Annotated in this window: 24 protein-coding genes and 1 pseudogene; 19 read left to right on the top strand and 6 right to left on the bottom strand. The window is 59.4% G+C overall.

Translation table 11 applies throughout. The annotated features are described in order from the left end of the window. The first annotated feature begins 390 nt into the window (after positions 1-390). A pseudogene (gene mnmG / locus NW805_RS07335) lies at positions 391-2,320 on the top strand (tRNA uridine-5-carboxymethylaminomethyl(34) synthesis enzyme MnmG). On the opposite strand, the gene tsaD reads toward mnmG, so the two are convergent. After that, positions 2,281-3,378, bottom strand: a complete 1,098-nt coding sequence (gene tsaD, locus NW805_RS07330; protein ID WP_414422108.1) for a tRNA (adenosine(37)-N6)-threonylcarbamoyltransferase complex transferase subunit TsaD — start codon at positions 3,376-3,378, stop codon at positions 2,281-2,283. The pseudogene mnmG and the gene tsaD sit on opposite strands and share 40 nt — an antisense overlap. Positions 3,379-3,583: 205 nt before the next feature. On the opposite strand from tsaD, the gene NW805_RS07325 reads away from it, so the two are divergent. The 3 genes from NW805_RS07325 to NW805_RS07315 all read left to right on the top strand — a co-directional run bounded on the left by NW805_RS07325 (position 3,584) and on the right by NW805_RS07315 (position 4,890). Continuing rightward, entirely contained in the window at positions 3,584-4,129 is a 546-nt protein-coding gene (locus NW805_RS07325) for a Photosystem I reaction center subunit III (protein ID WP_414342216.1), read from the top strand. A gap of 52 nt (positions 4,130-4,181) precedes the next feature. Continuing rightward, positions 4,182-4,301 (top strand): photosystem I reaction center subunit IX, encoded by a 120-nt coding sequence (locus tag NW805_RS07320; protein ID WP_011434365.1) that lies wholly within the window; start codon positions 4,182-4,184, stop codon positions 4,299-4,301. A 100-nt stretch (positions 4,302-4,401) separates the two neighbouring features. Next, entirely contained in the window at positions 4,402-4,890 is a 489-nt protein-coding gene (locus tag NW805_RS07315; protein ID WP_414422107.1) for a photosystem I reaction center protein subunit XI, read from the top strand. Positions 4,891-4,896: 6 nt separating this feature from the next. On the opposite strand, the gene NW805_RS07310 is transcribed toward NW805_RS07315, so the two are convergent. Next, on the bottom strand, positions 4,897-5,097 hold the full coding sequence (locus NW805_RS07310; RefSeq protein WP_414422106.1) for a CsbD family protein: 201 nt from the start codon (positions 5,095-5,097) through the stop codon (positions 4,897-4,899). Between the two features lie 208 nt (positions 5,098-5,305). On the opposite strand from NW805_RS07310, the gene NW805_RS07305 reads away from it, so the two are divergent. The 7 genes from NW805_RS07305 to NW805_RS07275 all read left to right on the top strand — a co-directional run bounded on the left by NW805_RS07305 (position 5,306) and on the right by NW805_RS07275 (position 9,608). Then, the gene (locus NW805_RS07305; RefSeq protein WP_011434368.1) at positions 5,306-5,737 is read left to right on the top strand and encodes a ribonuclease III domain-containing protein; all 432 of its coding nucleotides are present in this window, start codon (positions 5,306-5,308) and stop codon (positions 5,735-5,737) included. Positions 5,738-5,770: 33 nt separating this feature from the next. Further along, positions 5,771-6,907, top strand: a complete 1,137-nt coding sequence (gene rlmB, locus NW805_RS07300; RefSeq protein ID WP_414400106.1) for a 23S rRNA (guanosine(2251)-2'-O)-methyltransferase RlmB — start codon at positions 5,771-5,773, stop codon at positions 6,905-6,907. 22 nt (positions 6,908-6,929) lie between these two features. Beyond that, positions 6,930-7,187 (top strand): DUF1816 domain-containing protein, encoded by a 258-nt coding sequence (locus NW805_RS07295; RefSeq protein WP_414422105.1) that lies wholly within the window; start codon positions 6,930-6,932, stop codon positions 7,185-7,187. Further along, positions 7,187-7,504 (top strand): 2Fe-2S iron-sulfur cluster-binding protein, encoded by a 318-nt coding sequence (locus NW805_RS07290; RefSeq protein WP_011434371.1) that lies wholly within the window; start codon positions 7,187-7,189, stop codon positions 7,502-7,504. Before NW805_RS07295 ends, NW805_RS07290 begins: the two co-directional genes overlap by 1 nt. Before the next feature lie 264 nt (positions 7,505-7,768). Further along, positions 7,769-7,975 carry a hypothetical protein gene (locus NW805_RS07285; protein WP_414332282.1) on the top strand — a complete coding sequence of 69 codons (207 nt, stop codon included), beginning with the start codon at positions 7,769-7,771 and terminating at the stop codon, positions 7,973-7,975. Between the two features lie 173 nt (positions 7,976-8,148). Then, positions 8,149-9,015 carry a bifunctional hydroxymethylpyrimidine kinase/phosphomethylpyrimidine kinase gene (gene thiD, locus NW805_RS07280; RefSeq protein ID WP_414422104.1) on the top strand — a complete coding sequence of 289 codons (867 nt, stop codon included), beginning with the start codon at positions 8,149-8,151 and terminating at the stop codon, positions 9,013-9,015. 26 nt (positions 9,016-9,041) lie between these two features. After that, positions 9,042-9,608 (top strand): GDYXXLXY domain-containing protein, encoded by a 567-nt coding sequence (locus tag NW805_RS07275; protein ID WP_414422103.1) that lies wholly within the window; start codon positions 9,042-9,044, stop codon positions 9,606-9,608. A gap of 226 nt (positions 9,609-9,834) precedes the next feature. On the opposite strand, the gene NW805_RS07270 is transcribed toward NW805_RS07275, so the two are convergent. The 3 genes from NW805_RS07270 to NW805_RS07260 form a co-directional block, all read right to left on the bottom strand. Then, positions 9,835-10,530: an alpha/beta hydrolase gene (locus tag NW805_RS07270; protein WP_414422102.1), complete on the bottom strand. Its 696-nt coding sequence runs from the start codon at positions 10,528-10,530 to the stop codon at positions 9,835-9,837. A gap of 39 nt (positions 10,531-10,569) precedes the next feature. Beyond that, positions 10,570-11,583, bottom strand: a complete 1,014-nt coding sequence (gene hemF / locus NW805_RS07265; RefSeq protein ID WP_414422156.1) for an oxygen-dependent coproporphyrinogen oxidase — start codon at positions 11,581-11,583, stop codon at positions 10,570-10,572. 146 nt (positions 11,584-11,729) lie between these two features. Then, positions 11,730-11,972, bottom strand: a complete 243-nt coding sequence (locus tag NW805_RS07260; protein ID WP_011434378.1) for a Ycf34 family protein — start codon at positions 11,970-11,972, stop codon at positions 11,730-11,732. A 214-nt stretch (positions 11,973-12,186) separates the two neighbouring features. Here NW805_RS07260 and NW805_RS07255 point away from each other — a divergent pair, with 214 nt between their 5' ends. The 4 genes from NW805_RS07255 to NW805_RS07240 all read left to right on the top strand — a co-directional run bounded on the left by NW805_RS07255 (position 12,187) and on the right by NW805_RS07240 (position 16,855). Further along, positions 12,187-12,483, top strand: a complete 297-nt coding sequence (locus NW805_RS07255; RefSeq protein ID WP_011434379.1) for a hypothetical protein — start codon at positions 12,187-12,189, stop codon at positions 12,481-12,483. A gap of 1,064 nt (positions 12,484-13,547) precedes the next feature. After that, positions 13,548-14,120: a phycobiliprotein lyase gene (locus tag NW805_RS07250; protein WP_041436880.1), complete on the top strand. Its 573-nt coding sequence runs from the start codon at positions 13,548-13,550 to the stop codon at positions 14,118-14,120. A gap of 35 nt (positions 14,121-14,155) precedes the next feature. Then, the gene (hypB, locus tag NW805_RS07245; RefSeq protein ID WP_414343585.1) at positions 14,156-14,845 is read left to right on the top strand and encodes a hydrogenase nickel incorporation protein HypB; all 690 of its coding nucleotides are present in this window, start codon (positions 14,156-14,158) and stop codon (positions 14,843-14,845) included. Positions 14,846-14,968: 123 nt separating this feature from the next. Beyond that, complete coding sequence (locus NW805_RS07240; protein ID WP_011434384.1) at positions 14,969-16,855, top strand: AAA family ATPase; 1,887 nt, start codon at positions 14,969-14,971, stop codon at positions 16,853-16,855. 61 nt (positions 16,856-16,916) lie between these two features. Here NW805_RS07240 and glcD read toward each other — a convergent pair whose 3' ends face one another. Next, the gene (glcD, locus tag NW805_RS07235; RefSeq protein WP_414422101.1) at positions 16,917-18,428 is read right to left on the bottom strand and encodes a glycolate oxidase subunit GlcD; all 1,512 of its coding nucleotides are present in this window, start codon (positions 18,426-18,428) and stop codon (positions 16,917-16,919) included. A gap of 72 nt (positions 18,429-18,500) precedes the next feature. Here glcD and NW805_RS07230 point away from each other — a divergent pair, with 72 nt between their 5' ends. From NW805_RS07230 to NW805_RS07215, 4 genes are all read left to right on the top strand, one after another. Beyond that, positions 18,501-19,733, top strand: a complete 1,233-nt coding sequence (locus NW805_RS07230) for a class I SAM-dependent methyltransferase (RefSeq protein WP_414413497.1) — start codon at positions 18,501-18,503, stop codon at positions 19,731-19,733. A gap of 128 nt (positions 19,734-19,861) precedes the next feature. Next, positions 19,862-20,062, top strand: coding sequence for a 50S ribosomal protein L35 (gene rpmI, locus NW805_RS07225; RefSeq protein ID WP_011434387.1), 201 nt, complete (start codon positions 19,862-19,864; stop codon positions 20,060-20,062). Between the two features lie 133 nt (positions 20,063-20,195). Further along, positions 20,196-20,552, top strand: a complete 357-nt coding sequence (gene rplT, locus NW805_RS07220; protein ID WP_011434388.1) for a 50S ribosomal protein L20 — start codon at positions 20,196-20,198, stop codon at positions 20,550-20,552. A 79-nt stretch (positions 20,553-20,631) separates the two neighbouring features. After that, positions 20,632-21,363 (top strand): transporter substrate-binding domain-containing protein, encoded by a 732-nt coding sequence (locus tag NW805_RS07215; protein WP_041436884.1) that lies wholly within the window; start codon positions 20,632-20,634, stop codon positions 21,361-21,363. The last annotated feature ends 7 nt before the right edge of the window (positions 21,364-21,370 follow it).

The raw sequence follows: 21,370 nt of genomic DNA, 5'->3' as shown, positions 1-21,370 counted from the left end.
TAGTCTGGATTAGATCCGGTTGAGGATAATGGAATCGGTGCTTGGCTCTCTCAGGCGGGCTGTCTGGTGTTTGTATGAGCCGCAACATCCCTTGGGCGACTCTGCCCTTTCCTCTGGGATCCCCTGCTATCGGCAGCCTTGGGGGAGCTGATCCCAGCGCCCTGAGGTCTCTTCAACTCTTCAATCAGGTGACTTAGGCTGGGAACTGAGCCTCTACCCAACTTTATTTCCCAGGGCAACAGAAAACTTTCCCTACTGCTCTGCCTGCCTCAGGCCGGTCGCAAATAACCCTATCCGTTGCCGCCATCGCTAAGCTGGATAAGCGAGCTGAAATAACCTGAAAATTAAAAGACCGGGGATCCCGGCTATTCATTTTGGAATTGCCACCCTATGCTCAGAGTTGGACGGGACAGCATTGATTTTCTCGATCACTACGATGTGGTGGTGGTTGGCGGGGGGCACTCCGGCTGTGAGGCAGCATTGGCGGCAGCGCGGCTGGGCTGTAACACCCTCATGCTGACGTTGAATCTGGACAAGATCGCCTGGCAACCCTGTAACCCCGCCGTCGGCGGCCCGGCCAAATCGCAACTGGTACACGAAATCGATGCCCTCGGCGGCGAGATGGGCAAAGTTACCGACCGCACCTATTTGCAAAAGCGGGTGCTCAACCGTTCGCGGGGGCCGGCGGTGTGGGCGCTGCGGGCGCAAACCGACAAAAGGGAATATGCGCGGGTGATGCGCTCGGTGGTGGAAAACCAGCCTAACCTGACGATTCGCGAGGGCACTGTCACCGATTTGGTGTTGGGGCGCAACGACGAGGTGGTGGGCGTGGTCACCCATTTCGGCACCATCTTCGGCTGTCGGGCGGTGATCCTGACCACCGGTACGTTTTGGGCGCATCTGGATTGGTCGCCACTGGCAAGCTGCCGGACGGGCAGGGGAATTTGCCGTGGAAGGGCTGACCGACACCCTGCGCCAACTGGGCTTTGAAACGGGCCGGCTGAAAACCGGCACCCCTGCCCGCGTGGATCGGCGCAGCGTGGATTTTTCGGTCATGGAGCGGCAACCGGGGGATCCCGATGTGCGCTGGTTTAGCTTCGACCCCGAGGTGTGGGTGCCAAGGGAGCAGATGGATTGCTACTTGACCCGCACCACCCCAGAGACCCACCGCATCATCCGGGAAAATCTCCACGAAACCCCTGTCTATGGCGGCTGGGTGGAGGCCAAAGGGCCCCGCTACTGCCCCAGCATCGAAGACAAGATTGTCCGCTTTGCCGACAAGGAAAGCCATCAGATTTTTATTGAGCCGGAAGGGCGGGATCTGCCGGAGCTCTACATCCAGGGGTTCTCCACGGGGATGCCTGAGAAAATCCAGATCCAGATGTTGCGCTCCTTGCCTGGCCTGGAGCGGTGCGTCATGCTGCGGCCTGCCTATGCGGTGGAATACGACTATCTGCCGGCCACCCAGCTCTACCCCACTCTGATGACCAAAAAGGTGCAGGGGTTGTTTTGCGCCGGCCAGATCAACGGCACCACCGGCTACGAAGAGGCGGCAGCTCAGGGGCTCATAGCCGGGATCAACGCCGCCCGCCTGGTTCAAGGCAAGCCCCTGGTCACCCTGCCGCGGGAGTCCAGCTACATCGGCACCCTCATCGACGATCTCTGCACCAAAGAACTGCGGGAGCCCTACCGCATGCTCACCAGCCGCTCCGAATACCGCCTCATCCTGCGCTCCGACAATGCCGACCAACGGCTCACCCCCCTGGGGCGAGAATGGGGCTTGATCGATGGCCGGCGCTGGGCCCTGTTCCAAGCCAAGCAAGCGCGCATTGCCGCAGAAATCGAGCGCCTGGAAACGCAGCGGGTGAAGGCCCACGACCTGGCCGGCATCCAACTAAGCCAACTGACGGGGCAGGGGATCAAGGGATCCGCCACCCTGGCCGAGATCTTGCGCCGCAACCAGATTCACTACTCCCATCTCCTGGAACTGGGGCTGGGGGATGCGGAGCTGGATCCCTTTGAGCAGGAGGCGGCAGAGATTGCCGTCAAATACAGCGGCTACATCCAGCGGCAGCAGAGCCAAATTGAGCAGGTGAGCAAGCAGTACCACCGCCCTCTGCCTCCCGATCTGGACTACCACTCCATTCCCACCCTCTCCAAAGAGTCGCGGGAGAAACTGGCAGCAGTCCGGCCTCTGACCGTAGGCCAGGCCGCTCGCATTGGCGGCGTCAACCCTGCCGACATCAACGCCTTGCTCATCTACCTCGAGGTGAGACAGCGTCAGAGGGCGACGGCAGAACCTGTTGGCAGCTCGCGGTAATCTTTGCGCCCAGCCGTGTAGAGAGCAGGGATCTCCTCCAGCGCCATGCGCGAAGCCACGCCCAAATCCAAGGGGGAGACCTCCCCGCGCAGCCAGTGACAGAGGCCAGCTGCCCCAATCATGGCGGCGTTGTCGGTACAGAGGGCAACAGGCGGGATCACCACCCGCAGGCCCTTTTGCTGGCCCGCTTCCAGAAGGCGAGCGCGCAGCTCCCGGTTGGCAGCTACCCCGCCAGTCAGCAGCAGGGTTGAGAGGCCAAGAGCTTCGGCGCAGGCCACTGCTTTTTCCGTGAGGACGCGCGTTAGGCAGGCCTGAAAGCTGGCGGCAATGTCGGCAATGGGCAGCTCCTGGCCTTCCTGCTGCAAGTGCTGGACGAGGCGCAGCACAGCCGTCTTCAGGCCACTGAAGCTGGTGTCGTAGGGGTGGTCCAGCTTGCCTTCCGGCAGGGGAAAGCGATGGGGATCCCCTTGTTGCGCCCAGCGGTCAATCTGCGGTCCCCCCGGATAGCCCAGCCCCAGCAGCCGCGCCACTTTGTCAAACGCTTCGCCGGCAGCATCGTCGCGGGTGCGACCCACCGTCTGGTACTGTCCGTAGTCCTTCATCCAAATCAGGCTGGTATGGCCTCCCGATACCAAAAGGCAGAGGCAGGGGGGGCGCAGATCGGGCTCTGCCAAGAAGCCGCTGAAGAGATGGCCCTCCAGATGATGCACCCCGATCAGGGGCTTGTCGTGGAGCAAAGCCAAGGTCTTGGCCCCCATCAGCCCCACCAGCAGGGATCCCACCAGGCCCGGCGCACAGGTTACGGCAATGGCATCTACCTCGGCCACCTCCAATCCGGCCTGCTGCAGAGCAGCCTCTAGCACAAAGGGCAGAGTTTCCACATGCTGCCGTGAGGCCACCTCCGGCACCACGCCCCCGTAGGCCGCATGGAGGTCGATTTGGCTGGCCACCACGGAGCTGAGCTGCCGCGGGGCAAACCCCGGCCAGGCCACATCCGCCGTCACCACAGCCACAGCCGTTTCGTCACAACTGGTTTCGATGGCAAGGGCGCAGGGCATGGGAGAGCAGGCTGGGCAAAAGGGATAGGAGAGCTTTGGGATACTTGAGATACTTGAATTAAGAATTGTGTGAGCTAAAACCCGGGATCCGTCGGGGCGAGGCGCTCAGGAGTATGATACTAACCGTTTGGTGCCTGTTTCTGCACTTAGCATCCCTTAGCATTTGGACAGATCTTAGACCCCTACCTCAAGGACACATCCTGCTATGCGAACCTTTTTAAGCCTTCTTTTGGCCCTTTGCATTGCGCTTGGCCTCGCCCAATCTGTGCAGGCAGAGCCCTTGATCGGTCTGAAACCTTGCAGCGAAGTTCCCGCTTTTCAGGCTCTGATGAACGAACGCCTGAGCAGCCTAGAGGAGAAGATCCTCAACGCCAGCCCTGCTATGGCTCCCGTCTACCAGCAAAAGCTGGCCCAAACCAGCAAGCGCTTTGAGCGCTACAGCAAGCTGCTCTGCGGCGAAGAGGGCCTGCCCCACCTGGTTACGGATGGTCGGTTGAACCATGCGGGCGAGTTTCTCATCCCCGGTCTGCTCTTCCTGTATATTGCCGGTTGGCTGGGCTGGGCGGGGCGTTCTTACCTGATCGCGGTTCGGGATGAGGATAGCCCCGAAATGAAAGAAAGCCTGATCGATGTACCGCTGGCGCTGCGGTGCTTCCTCACGGCTTTGGCTTGGCCCGCTGCTGCTTTTAAGGAAATTGCCAGCGGCGAAATTCGAGAGCCGGAAGCGGCTGTGCCCATCTCCCCCCGCTGAGGAGCTGAGCCCGGCTTTCTAACTCGATTTATTTAACTTTTGAGAGGCGTCTATGGCTGATTTCACCAAGTTTCTCACCACTGCTCCGGTGGCATTTATCCTGTTTTCCAGCTTTGTTTTTGCCCTGTTCATCGAGATCAATCGCTTCTTCCCCGACATTTTGACGTTCTGAGTGTAGGCCAGGGATCCCCAGCGCAACCTACGCCCGGTGGGATCCCTGCTTTTTTAGGCTTTTTTCCATCCTCCTTTGAACTGGACACAGAGTTGCTGAAATGGTCGAACCCAATGCCGATCCTGCTCCGTTGAATAGGTTGAACATGAATAAGGGATACGTCACCGTCCCTGAGGGAGATCCGCAAATTGGGGATCTCTGGACACCGATCAACCACGCGCCTGTTGTCCGGCTGTTGATCGACTGGCTGCCCATCAACCGACCGGGATTGAGTTCCATTTGGCGGGGCTTGGAAATCGGTATGGCCCACGGCTATTGGCTGGTCGGCCCCTTTGCCAAGCTGGGGCCGCTGCGCAACGAGCCCATCGGTCTGCTGAGCGGCTTTTTGGGAGCCTGTGGCCTGATCCTGATCCTGACGGCGGCCCTTTCTCTCTACGGCTCTGTCACCTCGCAGCGCAACACAGGGCCGGTAGGGGGATCCCAATCTTGGAGCGAATTGGCCGCTGGCTTTTTGGTAGGGGGTATGGGGGGGGCGGTCGTCGCCTACCTGCTTTTGCTGAATGCAGATCTCCTTGTCCCCGCATCTTGACTGGAGCTATAGGCCATCCGTTGGATCATCCACAACGTCTTTAATCGCTTCTCGAGCATCCTCGACTCCAGGGTGGGTGGCTGCCTTTGTTTGCTCGGCCTTACCTTCCAGCCTTTCACGCTGATCGCTGGCCAGCTCACCCACAATTTCTTGGATTTTGCTCTCCAGATTCTTGGCAGTAACTCCAACTGGCTTTTCAAGGCTCATAACATCAGCCCCTTAACCGGCTTTGCCCTGTCTACTCGATAGTACCTTTTCTCTCTGGGCCTCGTGATCCAAATCACCTGCAAGGGGGGAAAGAGCGCGAGTCAGGCTAGCAGACCAGAGGAAGCTTGTCTTAGCATGGACTGAATCCTGCAATGAGCCGATGACAGCGGTTCTAGACATTTTTTCTGCCTATCTTTCGTGAGCTGCTGTGAACGATCTGCTGTTCGAGCCCACTTCCGAAAGGCCCTCCTTGGCCGAGATTCGCCGCCTATCGCCCGCAGCCTTGGCCTACTTGGGAGACGCCATTTACGAACTGCATGTGCGGCGGCAACGGCTATTTCCTCCGGATCGACTGGAGCGCTATCATCAGCAGGTGGTGAGGCGGGTGCGCGGCTCGGCTCAGGCTAAGCTGCTGTTGGCCCTGTTGCCCCATCTCAACCCCGAAGAGCAGGAAATTGTCCGCTGGGGTCGCAATGGCTGCGGTCGCCCACCCCGGCATCTGCCTCTTGCCGATTACCAAAACGCCAGCGGCCTGGAAACAGTTCTGGGCTATCTCTACCTGGCCAATCCCGAACGGCTGCGCCATATCCTCGCCCTCACTGATGTTTTGGCTGAGACCCTAGGCGAGTGGGAAGGTTAGGATAGTCTTTCCGTCTTTCCATCTTCCACGCCCATGCCCAAGACTTCTCAGCGCAAACCTGCTTCACGGCTGTCTCGCTCGGGCAAACTGCAGCCGCGAAGGGCAGGGCAATCCGTTAGCAAGCGGGTACAGCGGCCCAAACGCCGAGACGGGGATCCCAAGCTTGCCCTCCGAGAGGCTCCAGTGAAGCCCATCCGTCGCGACGCGCAACGGCAGTGGCCCCAAGGCAAGATGGCTCCTCAACCAGTAGGCGAGCTGGATCCCGGCCTCTCCACTGGCGAGACAGGGATCTTGCCAGGGGAAGTTCAGCCTCAGGCCGACGGGAATCCGGAGACCGAGCTGGAGCAAGAGATTATCTACGGTCGCCAGACAGTACTGGCTGCTTTGAAAAGTCAAGCCACCCTCAATCGGGTTTGGATCTTGCCGAAGTTGCGCTACAGCCCCCAATTTTTGTCTCTGTTGGAAGAAGCCAAAGCGCGGGGCACCGTTATCGACGAAGTGTCTCCAAAGCGGCTGAACGCCCTCACGGCTGGCGCCAACCACCAGGGTATCGCTGCCCAAGCCACGCCTTATCAGTACGTGGCCCTGGAGGATTTGGTGGAAAGAAGCCGGCAGGCCAGCCCCAATCCGGTGCTGGTAGTCCTAGACGGGATCCAGGATCCCCATAACTTGGGAGCCATTGCCCGTAGTGTGGAGGCTTTTGGCATGCAGGGGATGGTGATCCCACAACGGCGGGCAGCAGGGGTAACCTCGACGGTGATGAAGGTAGCGGCGGGAGCCCTCTCCACCTTGCCGGTGGCGCGGGTGGTGAATTTGAATCGGGCTTTGGAATACCTCAAAGAGCAGGGGTTTTGGGTTTATGGCACCACCAGCCGAGGGACTGACCTCATCTATAGAGCCGATTTTCAACGGCCCATTGCCTTGGTGGTGGGATCCGAGGGGGAAGGGATTAGCCTGCTCACACAGCGCCATTGTGACCAACTGCTGTCCATTCCCTTGGCAGGCCGTACTGAAAGCTTGAATGCTTCTGTGGCCGCCGGCATTGCCCTCTACGAAATCCACCGGCAGCGCTCTCCCCACCACCTCAAACGCCCTGAGGTTGATACATTCCTCAACAAATCGTCAATAAAAGTAGTAGAATCTAGGGGATTGCAAAAGGACATCCAATGATTGCTAGACTTGATAATGGGGGATGGATCCCGTGAGCAACCCTTTGGTCAGTCTGTTGGATAAGCTGCGCGGCATGTCGGTCTGGATCGAGATCACCACCGAGGACTGTACCTACTACTACGGCCCCTTCTCCGATGAAGCCGAGGCAGAGCAGCTCAAAGGCCACTACATCGCCGACCTGCAAAAGGAAGGAGCCAAAAAGATCCAGGCTTTGGTGAAGAAGATGCGCCAGCCACAGTCTCTGACGGTGACCCGTACTCCGTCGGGAGCCCGTTCCTGATGTCTGCTACGGCTTATCAAGTAACCCTTCATCACCGCGGCCAAACCTACCGCTTCCCTGCCTCTGCGGATCAGACGGTTTTACAAGCTGCTCTTGAACACGGGATAGAGCTACCTTCCTCTTGTCAGGCGGGGGTTTGCACCACCTGTGCGGGGCGGCTGAAGTCGGGATCTGTGACTCAGACAGAGGCAATGGGGATTGGGCCAGAACTGCAGGCCCAAGGGTTTGTGCTGCTGTGTGTAGCCTATGCTACCTCCGATTTGGAGGTGGAGACCGATCAAGAGGAAGAGGTTTACCGTTTGCAGTTTGGCTCCTAACCGTGCCGGATTTCTGTTCAGGTCTACTTGTTAGTAGGTGTTGTAGTCATTTCGATTCAAACTAGGACACTGTACCCACAACTAAAACCTTGGTCGCGTCAGCGTTGCGGAGCAATAATGCAGGGGCCCAAAAGGTTTTTCTCAGTAGCCCGGCTGTCTCAGCCTAATCTGAAAATACTACATTAGTTTATATTGTTGGATTCTTAGTGTTAGAAGTTATCGAAAGTAAGTCTGTTTCCTTGGCGAGATCAGTTCTCGACTCCTGTGAAGTTGCATTTGTTGCACCTATCTCTGCCGTTGAGCTCGCCTCTCTCTGCCCCGCAACTGGAGCAATCCCTCTGTCAGCAAGTTGACCGGGAGCTGGGCCAGCCGGCTCGGCTTCTGCGCTGGAGCTTGACGGCGGTGGAGGGGGATAGAGCCTGGGTTGAGGTGGTCGCCACCACTGATGAGGGCTACTCGGATTTAGACTAGGACAACTCACTCTTAGTCAGCTTCTTGACAGACGTCTGCAAGAGTTTTCCCAATACCCCAGTGGTCTCAGACCAATCGAGAACCAACAGTTTCATTGCTACGTTAAAGAGATGGTTCATATTGATTGATGGAAATGGCTATCGGTACCCTTGCCCATTTTTGTCGTTTGGCCAATGTCTGTCTCTGCATCTGAACCAACTCCGGCTCCACTGCTGGCCGAGCAGCACCCCCCTGTCGCCCTCACCATCGCTGGATCCGACAGTGGTGGGGGAGCAGGGATCCAAGCGGATTTGCGCACCTTTGCTTTCCAACGGGTACACGGTACCTCTGCCCTGACCTGCGTGACTGCCCAAAATACCCTTGGGGTGAGCCGGGTCGATGCGCTGCCCCCCGAAGCCGTGGCCGCCCAAATTGAGGCCGTGGTGCAGGACATTGGGGTGCAAGGGATCAAGACGGGCATGTTGCTGAATGCCGAGATCGTGCTGGAGGTAGCCCATCAGGTGGAGCGCTGGGCGTTGCGGCCTCTGGTGGTGGATCCGGTGATGGTGTCCCGCACGGGAGCAAAGTTGCTGGCAGATGAAGCCATTCAGGCCATCCGCGAGCGGCTGATCCCCTTGGCCCAGGTGCTGACCCCCAATCGCTATGAGGCGCAAATTTTAACGGGGCTGCAGCTGCAGTCCCTGGCGGATATGCAAACGGCGGCTCAGCAGATTCGCACCCTGGGCTGTGGAGCGGTGTTGGTCAAAGGTGGGGGTATGCCGGGGGAACTGCAGGGGGTGGATGTGTGGTTCGATGGCGAGCGACTGGAAGTGCTGAAAACAGAGCGGATCCCCACCCGCCACACCCACGGCACCGGCTGTACCCTCTCGGCGGCCATTGCAGCACAGATGGCCTGGGGCAGGGATCCCTTGGCGGCCACAGTGGCGGCCAAAGCCTATGTAACAGAAGCGCTGCGACATCCTTTGGCCATCGGGTCAGGTCAGGGGCCAGTGGGGCACTTCTACCCGCTTCTGTCCGGGATTGGCAAACCTGTGCCATAAGAGAGAGGTCACTCTCTCTGGCTGCTATGGCTAGCCCGTCGAATCTTTCTCAGAAGGGATCCCTGCCCAAATGGCGGTTTTGGCTACCCCTACTGCTGCAGCTGGGTATCGTTCTGCTGATACCGGCTCGGCAAGCGCTGACTCTTGCTGTCGGAACCACGATCTACCTGCAAACGGCCCCTGTGGATCCCTATGACCTTTTGCGGGGCCGGTACGTGACCTTGGGCTACGTCGTCGCTCGACGCTCCACCCTAGAGCAACTGCCGGGTTGGTCACCTGAATTGGAGACCCCAGGGATCCTTTATCTGCGCTTGGCTCCCCCCGCAGGGGAGCCAACTCAACCTTGGCAAGCAATCGGTGTCAGCCGGGAGATGCCCAAAGATTTGCAGCCTGAAGAGAAAGTACTGCGAGGCTGGTTTGACGGGTGGCAGCTCAAGTTGGGAACCGAAGAATTTTTTATTCCCGAAGCAGCTGGAGATGCCTTGGAAGAAGATATTCGGCGTTACCCTGAAGCCACGCGGGCAGAAGTGAAAGTGGATCCCTGGGGCAAGGCAGCATTGGTCGGCCTCTGGGTAGGGGAGCATCGGTACTAAGTGCTCATTCTGCCCGGCTTTAACGCTTTAACAATTAATCACCATATTCTGACATCCGAACCCGAAGGAGAGCCGGAAAACTGAATGGGGCAGGGATCCCTATCACTTGCCCCTCGAAACCCTGAAGATGGCGAGAACCGGAGCTGTGCCATTGAGGAGCTTGCTAAGTGCTGCACAGCCTTGCTCAACACCTGAATTAGGGTCATCCCAATTGGGTCAAACTTCTTCAGGTTTTCACTTCCGAATCTCTCCTATCCAACAGGTTTTGCAACCACACCTGAATATCCCGCAGGCTCTCCGGGGAAACTTCATGGCCCATCTCGTACTCGCGATAGGTAAAGTTCAGTGGCAGCGGGGCAAAATAATCCCGGATCTGACGGCCAAAAGCAATCGGCAAAACAGCATCAGCAGTGCCATGAACCACCAGGATGGCCAGGTGTTTCATCCGCTCCGGCTCCACCGCCTCGGCCAGGATCTCTGGAGATAGGCGCCCACTCATTGCCACCACCCCCGCCAGCTTCTCCGGCTGGGTCAGAGCCAAGTACAGGCTCATGATCGCCCCCTGGCTAAACCCCAGCAAATACACCTGCCTGGGATCCAAGGCAATCCCCGGGATCCCATTGGGCAGCGTCTGTTCTAGAAAGCGGCTCAGGAGCTGGAGGCTACCGCGCGCCTGGTGGGGATCCCCCACCAGCCCTTCTGGCGTCCAGGCCATTTCAAACCAGGCAAACCCGCCTCCACTCCAAGGAATAGGGGCTCTCAAGCTGATCACCGCCAACCGAGGATCCAGATAGGGGGCCAACTGGAACAAATCCCCCTCGTGGCTGCCGATCCCGTGCAGCATTACCAACGCAGGCGCGGGTCCTAAGCCGCCCTGTCGGGGGGGCTGAACGCGGTAGGTGAGGGGGAAAGGAGAAAACACGCCACGGATCCTCAGAAGCAGAGACGGGGTATGGCCGGCCTACGCCCAATCCTGGGGCTGGCGGAGCACCTGGTAGAGCTTAGCTTCCCACGTGTCCGGCTGGGGCTCGTAGCCATATTCCCAGCGCACCAATGGCGGCAAAGACATCAAGATCGACTCGGTGCGGCCCTGGGTCTGGAGTCCAAAGATCGTGCCGCGGTCATAGACCAAGTTGAACTCCACGTAGCGCCCGCGACGATAGAGCTGGAATTGCCGTTCTCTCTCCCCCCATTCCATCCCCTGCCGCCGCTCCACAATCGGCACATAGGCCGGCAAGAAGGCGTCGCCACAGGTTTGCACCAACTCGAAAAGATGTTCCCAACTGCGGGATCCCACCCGCACCTGTAACGATGGTGGCTCAGAAGCCAGTTGTTCGGGATCCCCTTCCGCCTGGCCTTCAGGCCGATAGAGCAGCCCAGGGCGTTCATCCTGATAGTCGAAGAAAATGCCGCCAACGCCGCGCGCCTCGCCGCGATGAGGTAGGAAAAAGTAGCGATCGCACCAGATCTTGAAAACTGGGTAGTAGACGGGATCCAAGCGGTCACAGGCTGCCTTGAGGGTGCGGTGAAAATGGGCCGCATCCTCCTCAAACAGGTAATAGGGGGTGAGATCCATCCCGCCCCCAAACCACCAAACCGGCCCCGCCTCGAAATAGCGATAGTTCAGGTGTACCGTCGGCACATAGGGGTTGCGAGGATGCAACACCATAGAGGTGCCTGTGGCGTAGAAAGGATGCCCTGCCGCTTCTGGACGCTGTTTCAGAATCGAAGGGGGCAGATGGGATCCGAACACCTCGGAAAAATTGACTCCCCCCTGCTCAAACACGTCTCCCTGCTGAATGACCCGCGAGCGCCCGCCCCCTCCTCCAGGGCGTTCCCAACGGTCTTCCCGAAACTTGGCTTTTCCGTCTAGGGCCTCCAGACGGGCACAGATGTCATCTTGTAGGCGCTGCATGAATTGGCTCACCTGTTGACGGGCATCCACTGGCAGCGCTGTAGGGCTTGAGGCCAGCATCATAGTCTTCCAATCTCTCGAAACTCGACAAAAACCTCTCCAGCCCCCATCAAACCTCTCAGACTGGGAGAGCCGAACTGCCATACTGAAGAGTTCTAACCTGGCCGGGCAAGAAACTCCCTGGAAATCCAGGCCGCTCTTGGATCTTACGTGGGAACCGCCTCATAGGGACGAAGTCGCGCCCATTTGTTCCGTTCCTCGCGAAAGCTCTGGCAGCCCACCACATCCCATTCCATCTCGGTGCCCCCATTGCGGATATTGACATTGATCTGGGGGCCCTGCGGCTCAAAATCCGGCGTCAGTGTGAGATGAGGTTGCTGATGCTGCGCTTCCACGGCATGGTAGGTGGTACAGCGATCCACGTAGTAGCAGTGAATACAAATACACATGGCTGCTGCCTACAAGAAACGGTTCCCAATCTTGAGGGTAGCATCCTGCCTCCTTCCAGACGGCGGATCCCCTCTTTCTCAGCCGATTCTTGAGATATTTCTTAGCAAAGAGAGGCATCTCCTCGTCTCTCGTCTAAAATCTCGACATATTTCTCAGGATGGGGCTTGATCTGTCCTTAGGATCGAACCATCCAGGCTATCCAGAGGAACTGCCATGAACACCCACACCCGCTACCGCTTCACCTGCACCCTCTCCTTTGGAGATATCTACGGCCAGATCATCGTTTGGCTGATTGTCATCTTTGCCAGCTTGGCCGCTGCCCTCTCCCTGATGAATAGCCCCCTCTACGCTTTTCTCACCATTGCTCTGATTTTGGTGATCTCCCTGCCTTTCCTGCTCTTCGCCTTCGTGACCACCCTGCTCAATCACATCGAGTTTGCCGTTGTCCCTCCTGAGGAAGAGGAAAATCGCGCTGCTGCTGCCGCTAAGTCGCCCGTGGCCGTCAGTTAGAAACAACTGGCAGTCGGTTGGCGCTTGTCGGATGGATCCCTTGCCCCAAAGACACCTGTGCTGAGTTAAAAAAACCTTGGCTCTCTTGGCCTAGCGCTTGAGTTGGCCCCTGCAAGGCGAGCAAGCGGGTAGCCTTTTATTGGCATTTTATTGGCAATTGTTTTACCAAAGAATTGGGTCTAAAGCCCTGCCGTTCACGGCAGCTTTTGTGCTGTACTCTAGACCAGTAGTAGAGTAGTCAACCACTTAAAAAACCCGGTAGTCCGGCGACTACGCAAGCAACCTAAATAGGTTTTGCCCTTTAGGTTTTGCCCTTTCTCTTCAACGGTACTTAGGGCAGAAGGGAACTGCCCCGCTTGGGGAGATGGGCACCGCTGTCGTAAAGGGGCAACCCGATACGGCAAGTGCTGTCTTGGAACCAAGAGCCAGAATCCTCTGCCTTTGGGCAGGGGATTATGGTGACATCCTCCCGGCGCTCGTCCTGTGGACAGACGCGGGCCACCCTTCCCGTCAGCAGGACGGAGTCCTTACCTCGCGGTCGGGCATTCCTGCCCCACGCCACTTGTCTGGGTCTACAACCCCCGACAGACCGACTGGACAGGTGGTTCCCCTTCCCCAGCCTCCCTGGCTACTGCCAGCTTGCAAAACAAGTCTAATCCCAGGGAACGGTGCATCGGCAGACAGGATGGACTCCTGCACCCAGGAACCCCTGTCCACCGGCCAAGAGCAAGATGCTATCCACTCGTTGATTTCCGGCAAAGTGTAGTTGTATACGTCCCGGCCAATCTCCAGCCACGCCAACAGCAAGGCCTCCGTCCCGCTGACGCGAGCGGCTTGTTGAGAGGCATCTGGATCAATCCGGTGCTTGTAGGTTACACCAGCATAAGTAGGTTTTGCTACAGATTTCGCTCAGGGGTATGGTGGGGATCCCTGTATCCCGGTGCTTACCCTGCGGGTAGAGCGCAGGACTGATTGCCCCCGCACCACCGTTAGCTAAACCGTTGAGTTGCTCTGCAAGCTAAGATCGGCAAACCCTGTTCCATCGATGAGGATCCGCGTCGGCCATGATGACCGTAATGGAGTTTTTCGCCCTCAGTGCTGGGGAGTGGATGTGCCAACGCACCAGCCATCACTTGGCTTTTCGCCGCTCTGAGGGTGGGAGGTCGCGGCTACAAATTGCCACCCTTGCGGCAACCGATCCAGCAGTCATCCGGGTTTGCGAGTTGTTCAGGGTGGATCCCCGACGAGCTGTGGGAGCAGCGCGGGTGCGGTGGGATGGCGAGCAGGAGTGGGACAACGAAGAGTACAAGGGAGACGTGGTGCTGGTACCTATCCCCGATGAGACCGATCCCATGCGCGGGCAGTTGCTGCGGGATCAGGGCTACGCTGAGAAAGTACCGGTGGCCGGTACCTATGTCATGGGATCCGATGGCGCCCTCACCCTCTACACCCAGTATGAGATGACCGAATCGGAAGAGCGCATTTGGTTTGCCAGCCCCAACTTGCGCCTGCGGGCCAGCACTGTCAAGCGGTTCGGTGGCTTCAGCATGGCTTCTTTCTGCTCCGAGGTGCGTAAACTCTCCGTCGGCCCTTCTCCCACCCCTACGGTGGCCGAATCCAGCTCTTTCCGCAGCTAGAGCGTTTTCTCCTCAACCGCAACACGGGTTGTGCCATGCACCAAGTCTTGGATCTGGGGATTAACCTGCTCCACGCCAATCAACACCAGGCCGACCACAACCGGGAGCATTTTGATGCCTGGGGAGTAACCTGTCTGAACCTCATGAGCGCGCCGGGGGCGGGTAAGACGTCTTTGCTGGAGAAAACCGTGGTCGCTCTTGCCGGCTCGCTGCGCCTGGCGGTGATCGAGGGAGACATGACGACCCAACTGGACGCGGAGCGGTTGCGTCGCTACGGGATCCCGGTGATTGCCATCAACACGGGGCGGGCCTGTCATTTGGATGCGGCCATGGTGGCCGGGGGCTTGCAGCAATTGGAAGCACTGCTGGATCCCCAACAACTGGATTTGCTGCTGGTGGAAAATGTCGGCAACTTGGTCTGCCCGGCGGAGTTTGAGGTGGGGGAACACGCCAAGGTAGCACTGCTCAGCGTCACAGAAGGGGAAGACAAGCCTCTCAAGTACCCAATCATGTTTCGAGAGGCGGATTGTCTGCTGATCACCAAAGTGGATCTGGTTCCTGTGTTGGAGGTGGATTTGGATCGGATCCAGGCCAATATCCGCGAGATCAACCCTTCTGTGCCGATTTTTTGTCTTTCTGCCAAGACGGGCGACGGGCTGGAGCCCTGGCTGGGCTGGATCCGAGAGCAGATTCTCCTTGCCCAACACCGACGGCAGCCGCAGTGAAGGGTATCATACTGAGCATCTAGCCGTGGAACTCTCCTCACCTGAGCTGGCCAGGCAGGGGATGAGTTAGCACCTCTGGCGGGTCAATTTGCAGATAACTTGTGTGGATGGAAAATCCCGGCTATGGCCAATTTAAGTGACTTTGTACAGGGCATTGAGCAGTTGATCGAGCTGGCTCAGAAGCTGGACGAGAAAAAGCAAAGTGGAGAGCTGCGAACCGAAGTCCGCATCCAGGCCCGTCCTCTGGGCAGTTCTATTCCCCCTTCCGGCTCCATCCCCCGCCGCCGCAGCCCTGCCCAAACGGGGGATCCCCCCTGGAGCAGCGAGCCCCAAGTGATGTCTGCGGTTCGCTTCCAGGAACCGTCCAAGGCCGCTGTGCCCGACCCGCCAGCAACTTCTGCCGACCGCCCAGAGTCTTGGGCTGGGCCACGCCTCAAGGATGTGGGGGGACTGAGGGAACAGCTCCAAGCGCTGCGGGAGATGGTGGAGATCCCCCTCAAGCGGCCCGATCTGCTGGCCAAGCTGGGGTTGGATCCGCCCCGCGGCGTGTTGTTGGTAGGCCCCCCCGGCACCGGCAAAACCCTGACGGCCCGCGCCCTGGCCGAGAGCCTGGGGGTGAACTACATCGCCATTGTCGGCCCGGAGCTGATCGGCAAGTACTACGGCGAGGCGGAGGCGCGCCTGCGGCAACTGTTTGAAAAGGCAGCCAAATCGGCTCCCTGTCTGGTGTTTATTGACGAAATCGATGCCCTAGTGCCCAACCGCGCCACTGTCGAGGGGGAGGTGGAAAAACGCCTGGTGGCCCAGATGCTGGGGCTGATGGACGGGTTTGTGGCCCAAAAGGGGATCGTGGTGCTGGCAGCCACCAACCGGCCCGAGGCTCTGGATCCGGCTCTGCGGCGACCGGGGCGCTTTGATCGGGAGGTGATCTTCAAGGTGCCGGACCGGGAGGGGCGGCGGGAGATCCTGGCCATCCACACCCGCGGCATGCCCTTGGCGGAGGATGTGGATCTGGACAGCCTGGCGGATCAGACGCTGGGCTTTGTGGGGGCAGATCTGCGGGGCCTGTGCCAGGCAGCAGCCTATGCGGCTTTGCGGCGGCAGGTGCCCGATTTGGGATCCCCCATCCCCGAGTCCCTGACGGTAACCGCAGCGGATTTTCAACAGGCTCTGCAACAGGTGAAGCCGGCGGTGCTGCGCTCGGTGGAGATTGAATCCCCGCAGGTGAGCTGGGATCAAATTGGCGGCCTGGAGCACGCCAAGCAGATTTTGCAAGAGGCCATCGAGGGATCCCTGCTGCACCCTGAGTTGTACGAGCAGGCTCAGGCCCAAGCGCCCAAGGGCATCCTCCTCAGCGGCCCCCCTGGCACTGGCAAAACCCTGTTGGCCAAAGCCATCGCTTCCCAGGCCAAGGCTAACTTCATTGCCGTCTCCGGCCCGGAGCTCTTGAGCAAATGGGTGGGATCCTCCGAGCAGGCGGTACGGGAACTTTTTGCCCGCGCCCGCCAATGCGCCCCCTGTGTCATCTTCATCGACGAGATCGACACCCTCGCCCCGGCGCGGGGAAGCTACTCCGGGGATAGTGGGGTCAGCGACCGCGTTCTGGGGCAGCTGCTGGCAGAGCTGGACGGGATCCGCCCCAGCCAGGGGGTGTTGGTGGTGGCCGCCACCAACCGCAAAGCCAGTTTGGATCCCGCCCTCACCCGGGCCGGCAGGTTGGAGCTGCACCTGAGCGTGGAGCTGCCGGATCGCAGCGGGCGACGGGAAATTTTGGCCGTTCACAACCGCAAGCGTCCCCTGGGGCCTGATGTGGACTTACAGGGTTGGGCCGAGCAGACCGAAGGTTGGAGTGGTGCCGACCTGGCCCTGCTCAGCAACCGCGCCGCCATTGCCGCCATCCGCCGCCACCGCGCCACTTCCGAGACGGTGGATGCCAAAACCCTGGTCATCCAACAGGAAGACTTCTGTCGAGCCTTTGCCGAGCTGCAGCAGCAACGCCAAGCCGGCTGATCCCAGCCTGAGGGCTATTCCAATCACGCCAGCGGTTCGGAGCACCTTCAAACTTTCAAAATCAAAAGACTGGGATCCCTTGCCATTCTGGTTGGCTGTGGGCGTGGGCTGACTCACCGCAGGTGCGGGGGGTGGGAAAGATCTTGCCGGGGTTGGCGATGTGCTGGGGGTCGAACACCTGCCGCACCCATTGCATGCTCTCCAGATCGGCAGGCGTAAACATTTCCGGCATGTAGCAGCGTTTGTCTGCCCCGATGCCATGTTCGCCGGAGATGCTGCCCCCCAAGCGCACGCAGAGCTTAAGGATCTCGCCCCCCAGTTTCTCCACCTGCTCCAGGGATCCCGGCACCGACTCGTCGTAGAGGATCAAGGGGTGCAGATTGCCGTCGCCAGCGTGAAACACATTGGCCACCGGATAACCGTACTCACGGCTGAGGCGCTCGATTTCCTTCAAGACAAAGGCTAGCTGGCTGCGGGGGATCACCCCATCCTGAACATAGTAGTTGGGGCTGAGCTTGCCCATGGCGGCAAATGCTGCCTTACGTCCTTTCCACACCCGCGCCCGCTCTTCCGGGTCGGATGCGACTTGCACCTGTCGCGCCCCATTTTTGAAGCACAGCGCCCTCACCTGTTGGCCGGCTTCCTCCACCTCCAGCTCTAGCCCATCCACCTCCACCAGCAAAATGGCCGCCGCATCCCGCGGGTAGTAGCCCAACTGAACCACATCTTCCACGGCATTGATGCTGAAGTTATCCATGATCTCCAGGCCGGCGGGGATGATCCCGGCAGCAATGATGTCGGAGACGGTGGATCCCGCCGCTTCCACACTGTCAAAGTCTGCCAGCAAAACCTGCACCTGAGCCGGGGCCTTGAGCAAGCGCAGGGTAATCTCGGTGGCAATGCCCAGGGTGCCCTCGGATCCCACAAACAGCCCCACCCAGTCGTAGCCGGGCATCTCCGGGATCTTGCCTCCCCAGCACACCACCTCCCCATCCGGCAGCACCACCGTCAGGCCGAGAATGTGGTTGGCTGTTACGCCGTACTTGAGGCAGTGGACACCGCCGGAGTTCTCCGCCACATTGCCGCCGATGGAGCAAACCGACTGGCTAGAGGGATCCGGCGCATAAAAGTAGCCTTGGGCGGCCACGGCCTGGGTAATCCAAGTGTTAATAACCCCCGGCTGCACCACCATGCAGCGGTTGTCCAGGTCGATTTCCAGGATCTGCTTCATCAGGGTGGTGGCGATGACGACGCTATTTTCCACCGGCAGGGCTCCCCCTGAGAGGCCCGTACCGGATCCCCGCGCCACGAAGGGCACCTGGTAGCGGCTGCACAGCTTCACCACCTGCGCTACCTCTTCTGTTGTGCGGGGCAGCACCACCAGCGCCGGCCTTTGCCGGTAGCTGACCAGCCCATCGCATTCGTAAACCAGCAGCTCCTCCGGCTTGCTGATCACCCGCTGGGGATCCAGAATCTTTTTGAGCTCAGCCGTCAGCCTGATCCAGTCGAAGGTGAGGCCGGTCTGTAGAGGATGAGCAGAAGCGTTCGCGCTAGCGGTGCGGAGCACTTTCATAACAGTAGGCTCAGCAGGAGTTTGAGAGGGGGATATTGTCACTATAGTCTTGCTGGCTCCAACAGATAGTCCATGCAGCCCAACTCCCCCAGCGCCGAACAAATCCTCAACCAAGTGCGGCAGCTCTACGAGCTCTACCCCTTCCCCCCGCAGCCCATCGGCACTGTTCCCCCGCCAGGGTGGAATTGGCGCTGGAGTTGGCCCCAGGCCCATGCCTTTTGTACGGGATCCCATCCGGGTCGGCGCAAGGTGCGCATTCTGGATGCGGGCTGTGGCTCGGGAGTGGGAACAGAATACATTGCCCACCAAAACCCCAACGCAGAAATTTGGGCCTTTGATCTGAGCAGCCGCGCCCTGGAGATTGCCGAGGCCCGTTGTCGGGCTTCCCAGGCACCGCCGGTGCAGTTTCGCCAGCTCAACGTCTACGACATCGACCAGCTGCCGGGGCAGTTTGACTTCATCAACTGCGTGGGCGTGCTCCACCACCTGCCCGATCCGCTAGCGGGGCTGCAGGCTTTGGCCGGCAAATTGGCTCCCGGCGGGCTCTTGCACCTGTTTGTGTATGGTGAGCTGGGCCGCCACGAAATCCGCCTCATGCAAAAGGCCATCCGCCTGCTGGTAACAGGTTCTGAACACCAGACCCTTGCCTCGGCGGAGCAATTGCAGAGGGGTCTCCAGGTGGGCCGCCGCCTTTTCGAGATCTTGCCGGAAACCAACCGCATCCAGCAGCAAGAACGGGCCCGCTGGGCCATCGAGAACGTGGACGACGAATGCTTCGCCGATATGTACCTGCACCCCCAGGAAGTGGACTACACCATCGAGACTCTGTTTGAATTAATCCGGGCTTCCGGACTGCAGTTTCTGCGCTTTTCCAACCCGGAGTTTTGGCGGCTGGAACGGGTGTTGGGCCAGGACGAGGCCCTGCTGGCTCAGGCGGCTCAGCTGCCGGAACCGGAACGCTATCGCCTGATCGAGCTGCTGGATCCGGTGGTAGCCCACTACGAGCTGTTTCTCGGCAAGCCCCCCATCCGCTGCTGGGAATGGACAAGCCCGGAAAGTGTAGCATCAGCCATTGCCCACCTCAGCCCCTGTCTGGGCCTGTGGCCGGGGCGGAGCATTTTCAACTATGCTTACGAAGCCATCTCCCTGAGCGAAGAAGCCTTCGCCTTTCTCCAACAGGTGGACGGGATCCGCACCGTCCAAGAGATCCAGGCTGGCCTAGAGTGCCCCCTGAGCTTTGAGCAACTGCAACGCTTGCTGCGCTGGCAAGTGCTGCTGCTGGAGCCTCAAAACTCAGTCTCCTGAGAGTTTCTCGACCCCTTTCCCTTGCCTCAGCGGGACGAACCTTGGCATTTGCCCTCTTGTTCTTCTATGGCTTATCCTAGAAAGCTGTGACCTTTAGCTCTGGCCCCGCATATTCTGGGGTTGTCATCATGCCCAAAATCAAAACCCGCAAGGCAGCAGCCAAGCGCTTCCGCCTGACCGGCAGCGGCAAGTTTATGCGTCGCAGGGCCGGGCACAACCACTTGCTGGAGCACAAAACCAGCAAGCGCAAACGCAAATTGGCTGGTGTGGCCCTGGTGGACAAGCGGGATGTGGTCAATGTGCGCCTGATGTTGCCCAACACCCACTAGCCGGGATCCCGCTCGCGCCGGCAAGAAGATTTCAGGGGCTGGCATTGGCGACAGCAGTTCCGATCCCGTTAGCAGGACGGAGTGCTTCTACCCTTCAGTTTGAGTTTGTTCAAGTTCCTATTGAGTTACTGCCATGAGAGTCAAACGGGGCAATGTCGCCCGCAAGCGCCGCAAAAAGATCCTCAAGCTGGCCAAAGGCTTTCGGGGAGCTGGTTCAAAGCTGTTCCGCACCGCCAACCAGCAGGTGATGAAGGCTTTGCGCAGCGCCTACCGGGATCGCCGCCGCAAGAAGCGGGATTTTCGTCGCCTATGGATTACCCGCATCAACGCGGCCACCCGTGCCCAGGGCCTGCGTTACCACGAGTTCATCGATGGTCTCAAAAAAGCCAATATCCAGCTCAACCGCAAAATGTTGGCCCGCTTGGCTTTCCTGGATCCAGAGGCCTTTACCCAGGTGGTGGAGGCAGCGCGCCAGTCTCGCGCCTCCTGAGGAGGTTCCGACGGCTATCCAGAAGTCCTTCCTGGCAGCCATTCTGGCCCTCGCCTGCCTGGGGAGAGGGATCCCTACTGTGGCTCGTCCTTGGCCGGAGATTGTGGATTCTGGACGGCTGCGCGTTGCCGTAAAAGACAACTTGAGGCCGCTGGGGTTTCGCACTCCCCAAGGGGATCTGCAGGGGTTTGAGATCGAGCTGGCTTGTGAGCTGGGATCCCGGCTGTTGGGCTCGGCAGAGGCTGTGGAGTTGGTGCCGGTCTCGAATGTAGAGCGGCTGCAGGTGCTGGCTGACGGCCAGGTGGATTTGGCCATTGCTCAGATCGGCATTACACCCGATCGGGCACGCCAAGTGGAGTTTACCTCTGCTTACTACCAGGACGGCCCCAGCTTGGTTGTGGCTCGTTCCCACAACTGGGAAAGCTGGTCGGACTTGCGGGGCGGTCGCGTTGCGGTCTTGCGCGGCTCCAGCGCCATTCCCCTGCTGAATCGATACCTGCCAGGGGTGGAGTTGGTGCCTGTCGATTCCTACCGAGAAGGGGCGGAACTGCTCCTGAAAGGGGCGGTGCAGGGGTGGGCAGCAGATCGCTCGGTGCTGGCAGGGTGGCTAGCAGAGCATCCCCGTCGCGAAAGCGCTGCGGAGCAACAGTTTCAATTTCTGGGATCCCCCTTGGCAACGGTGGGGCTGGGCATTGCCATGCCCAAGGGGCTGCAGCACGCCGAATTGCGGCTGCGGGTGCGCCGAGAACTGGAGAATTTGCGGGCTGAGGGCTGGCTGGCAGAGCGGGCCAGAGCCTGGGGGTTGCCCTAAAGTTGAG

The organism is Synechococcus sp. W60.1 (assembly GCF_047461575.1).
Classification (GTDB): domain Bacteria; phylum Cyanobacteriota; class Cyanobacteriia; order Thermostichales; family Thermostichaceae; genus Thermostichus.
The sequence above is the reverse complement of the archived record's forward strand: the minus strand, read 5'-3'. Positions and strand labels throughout refer to the sequence as shown.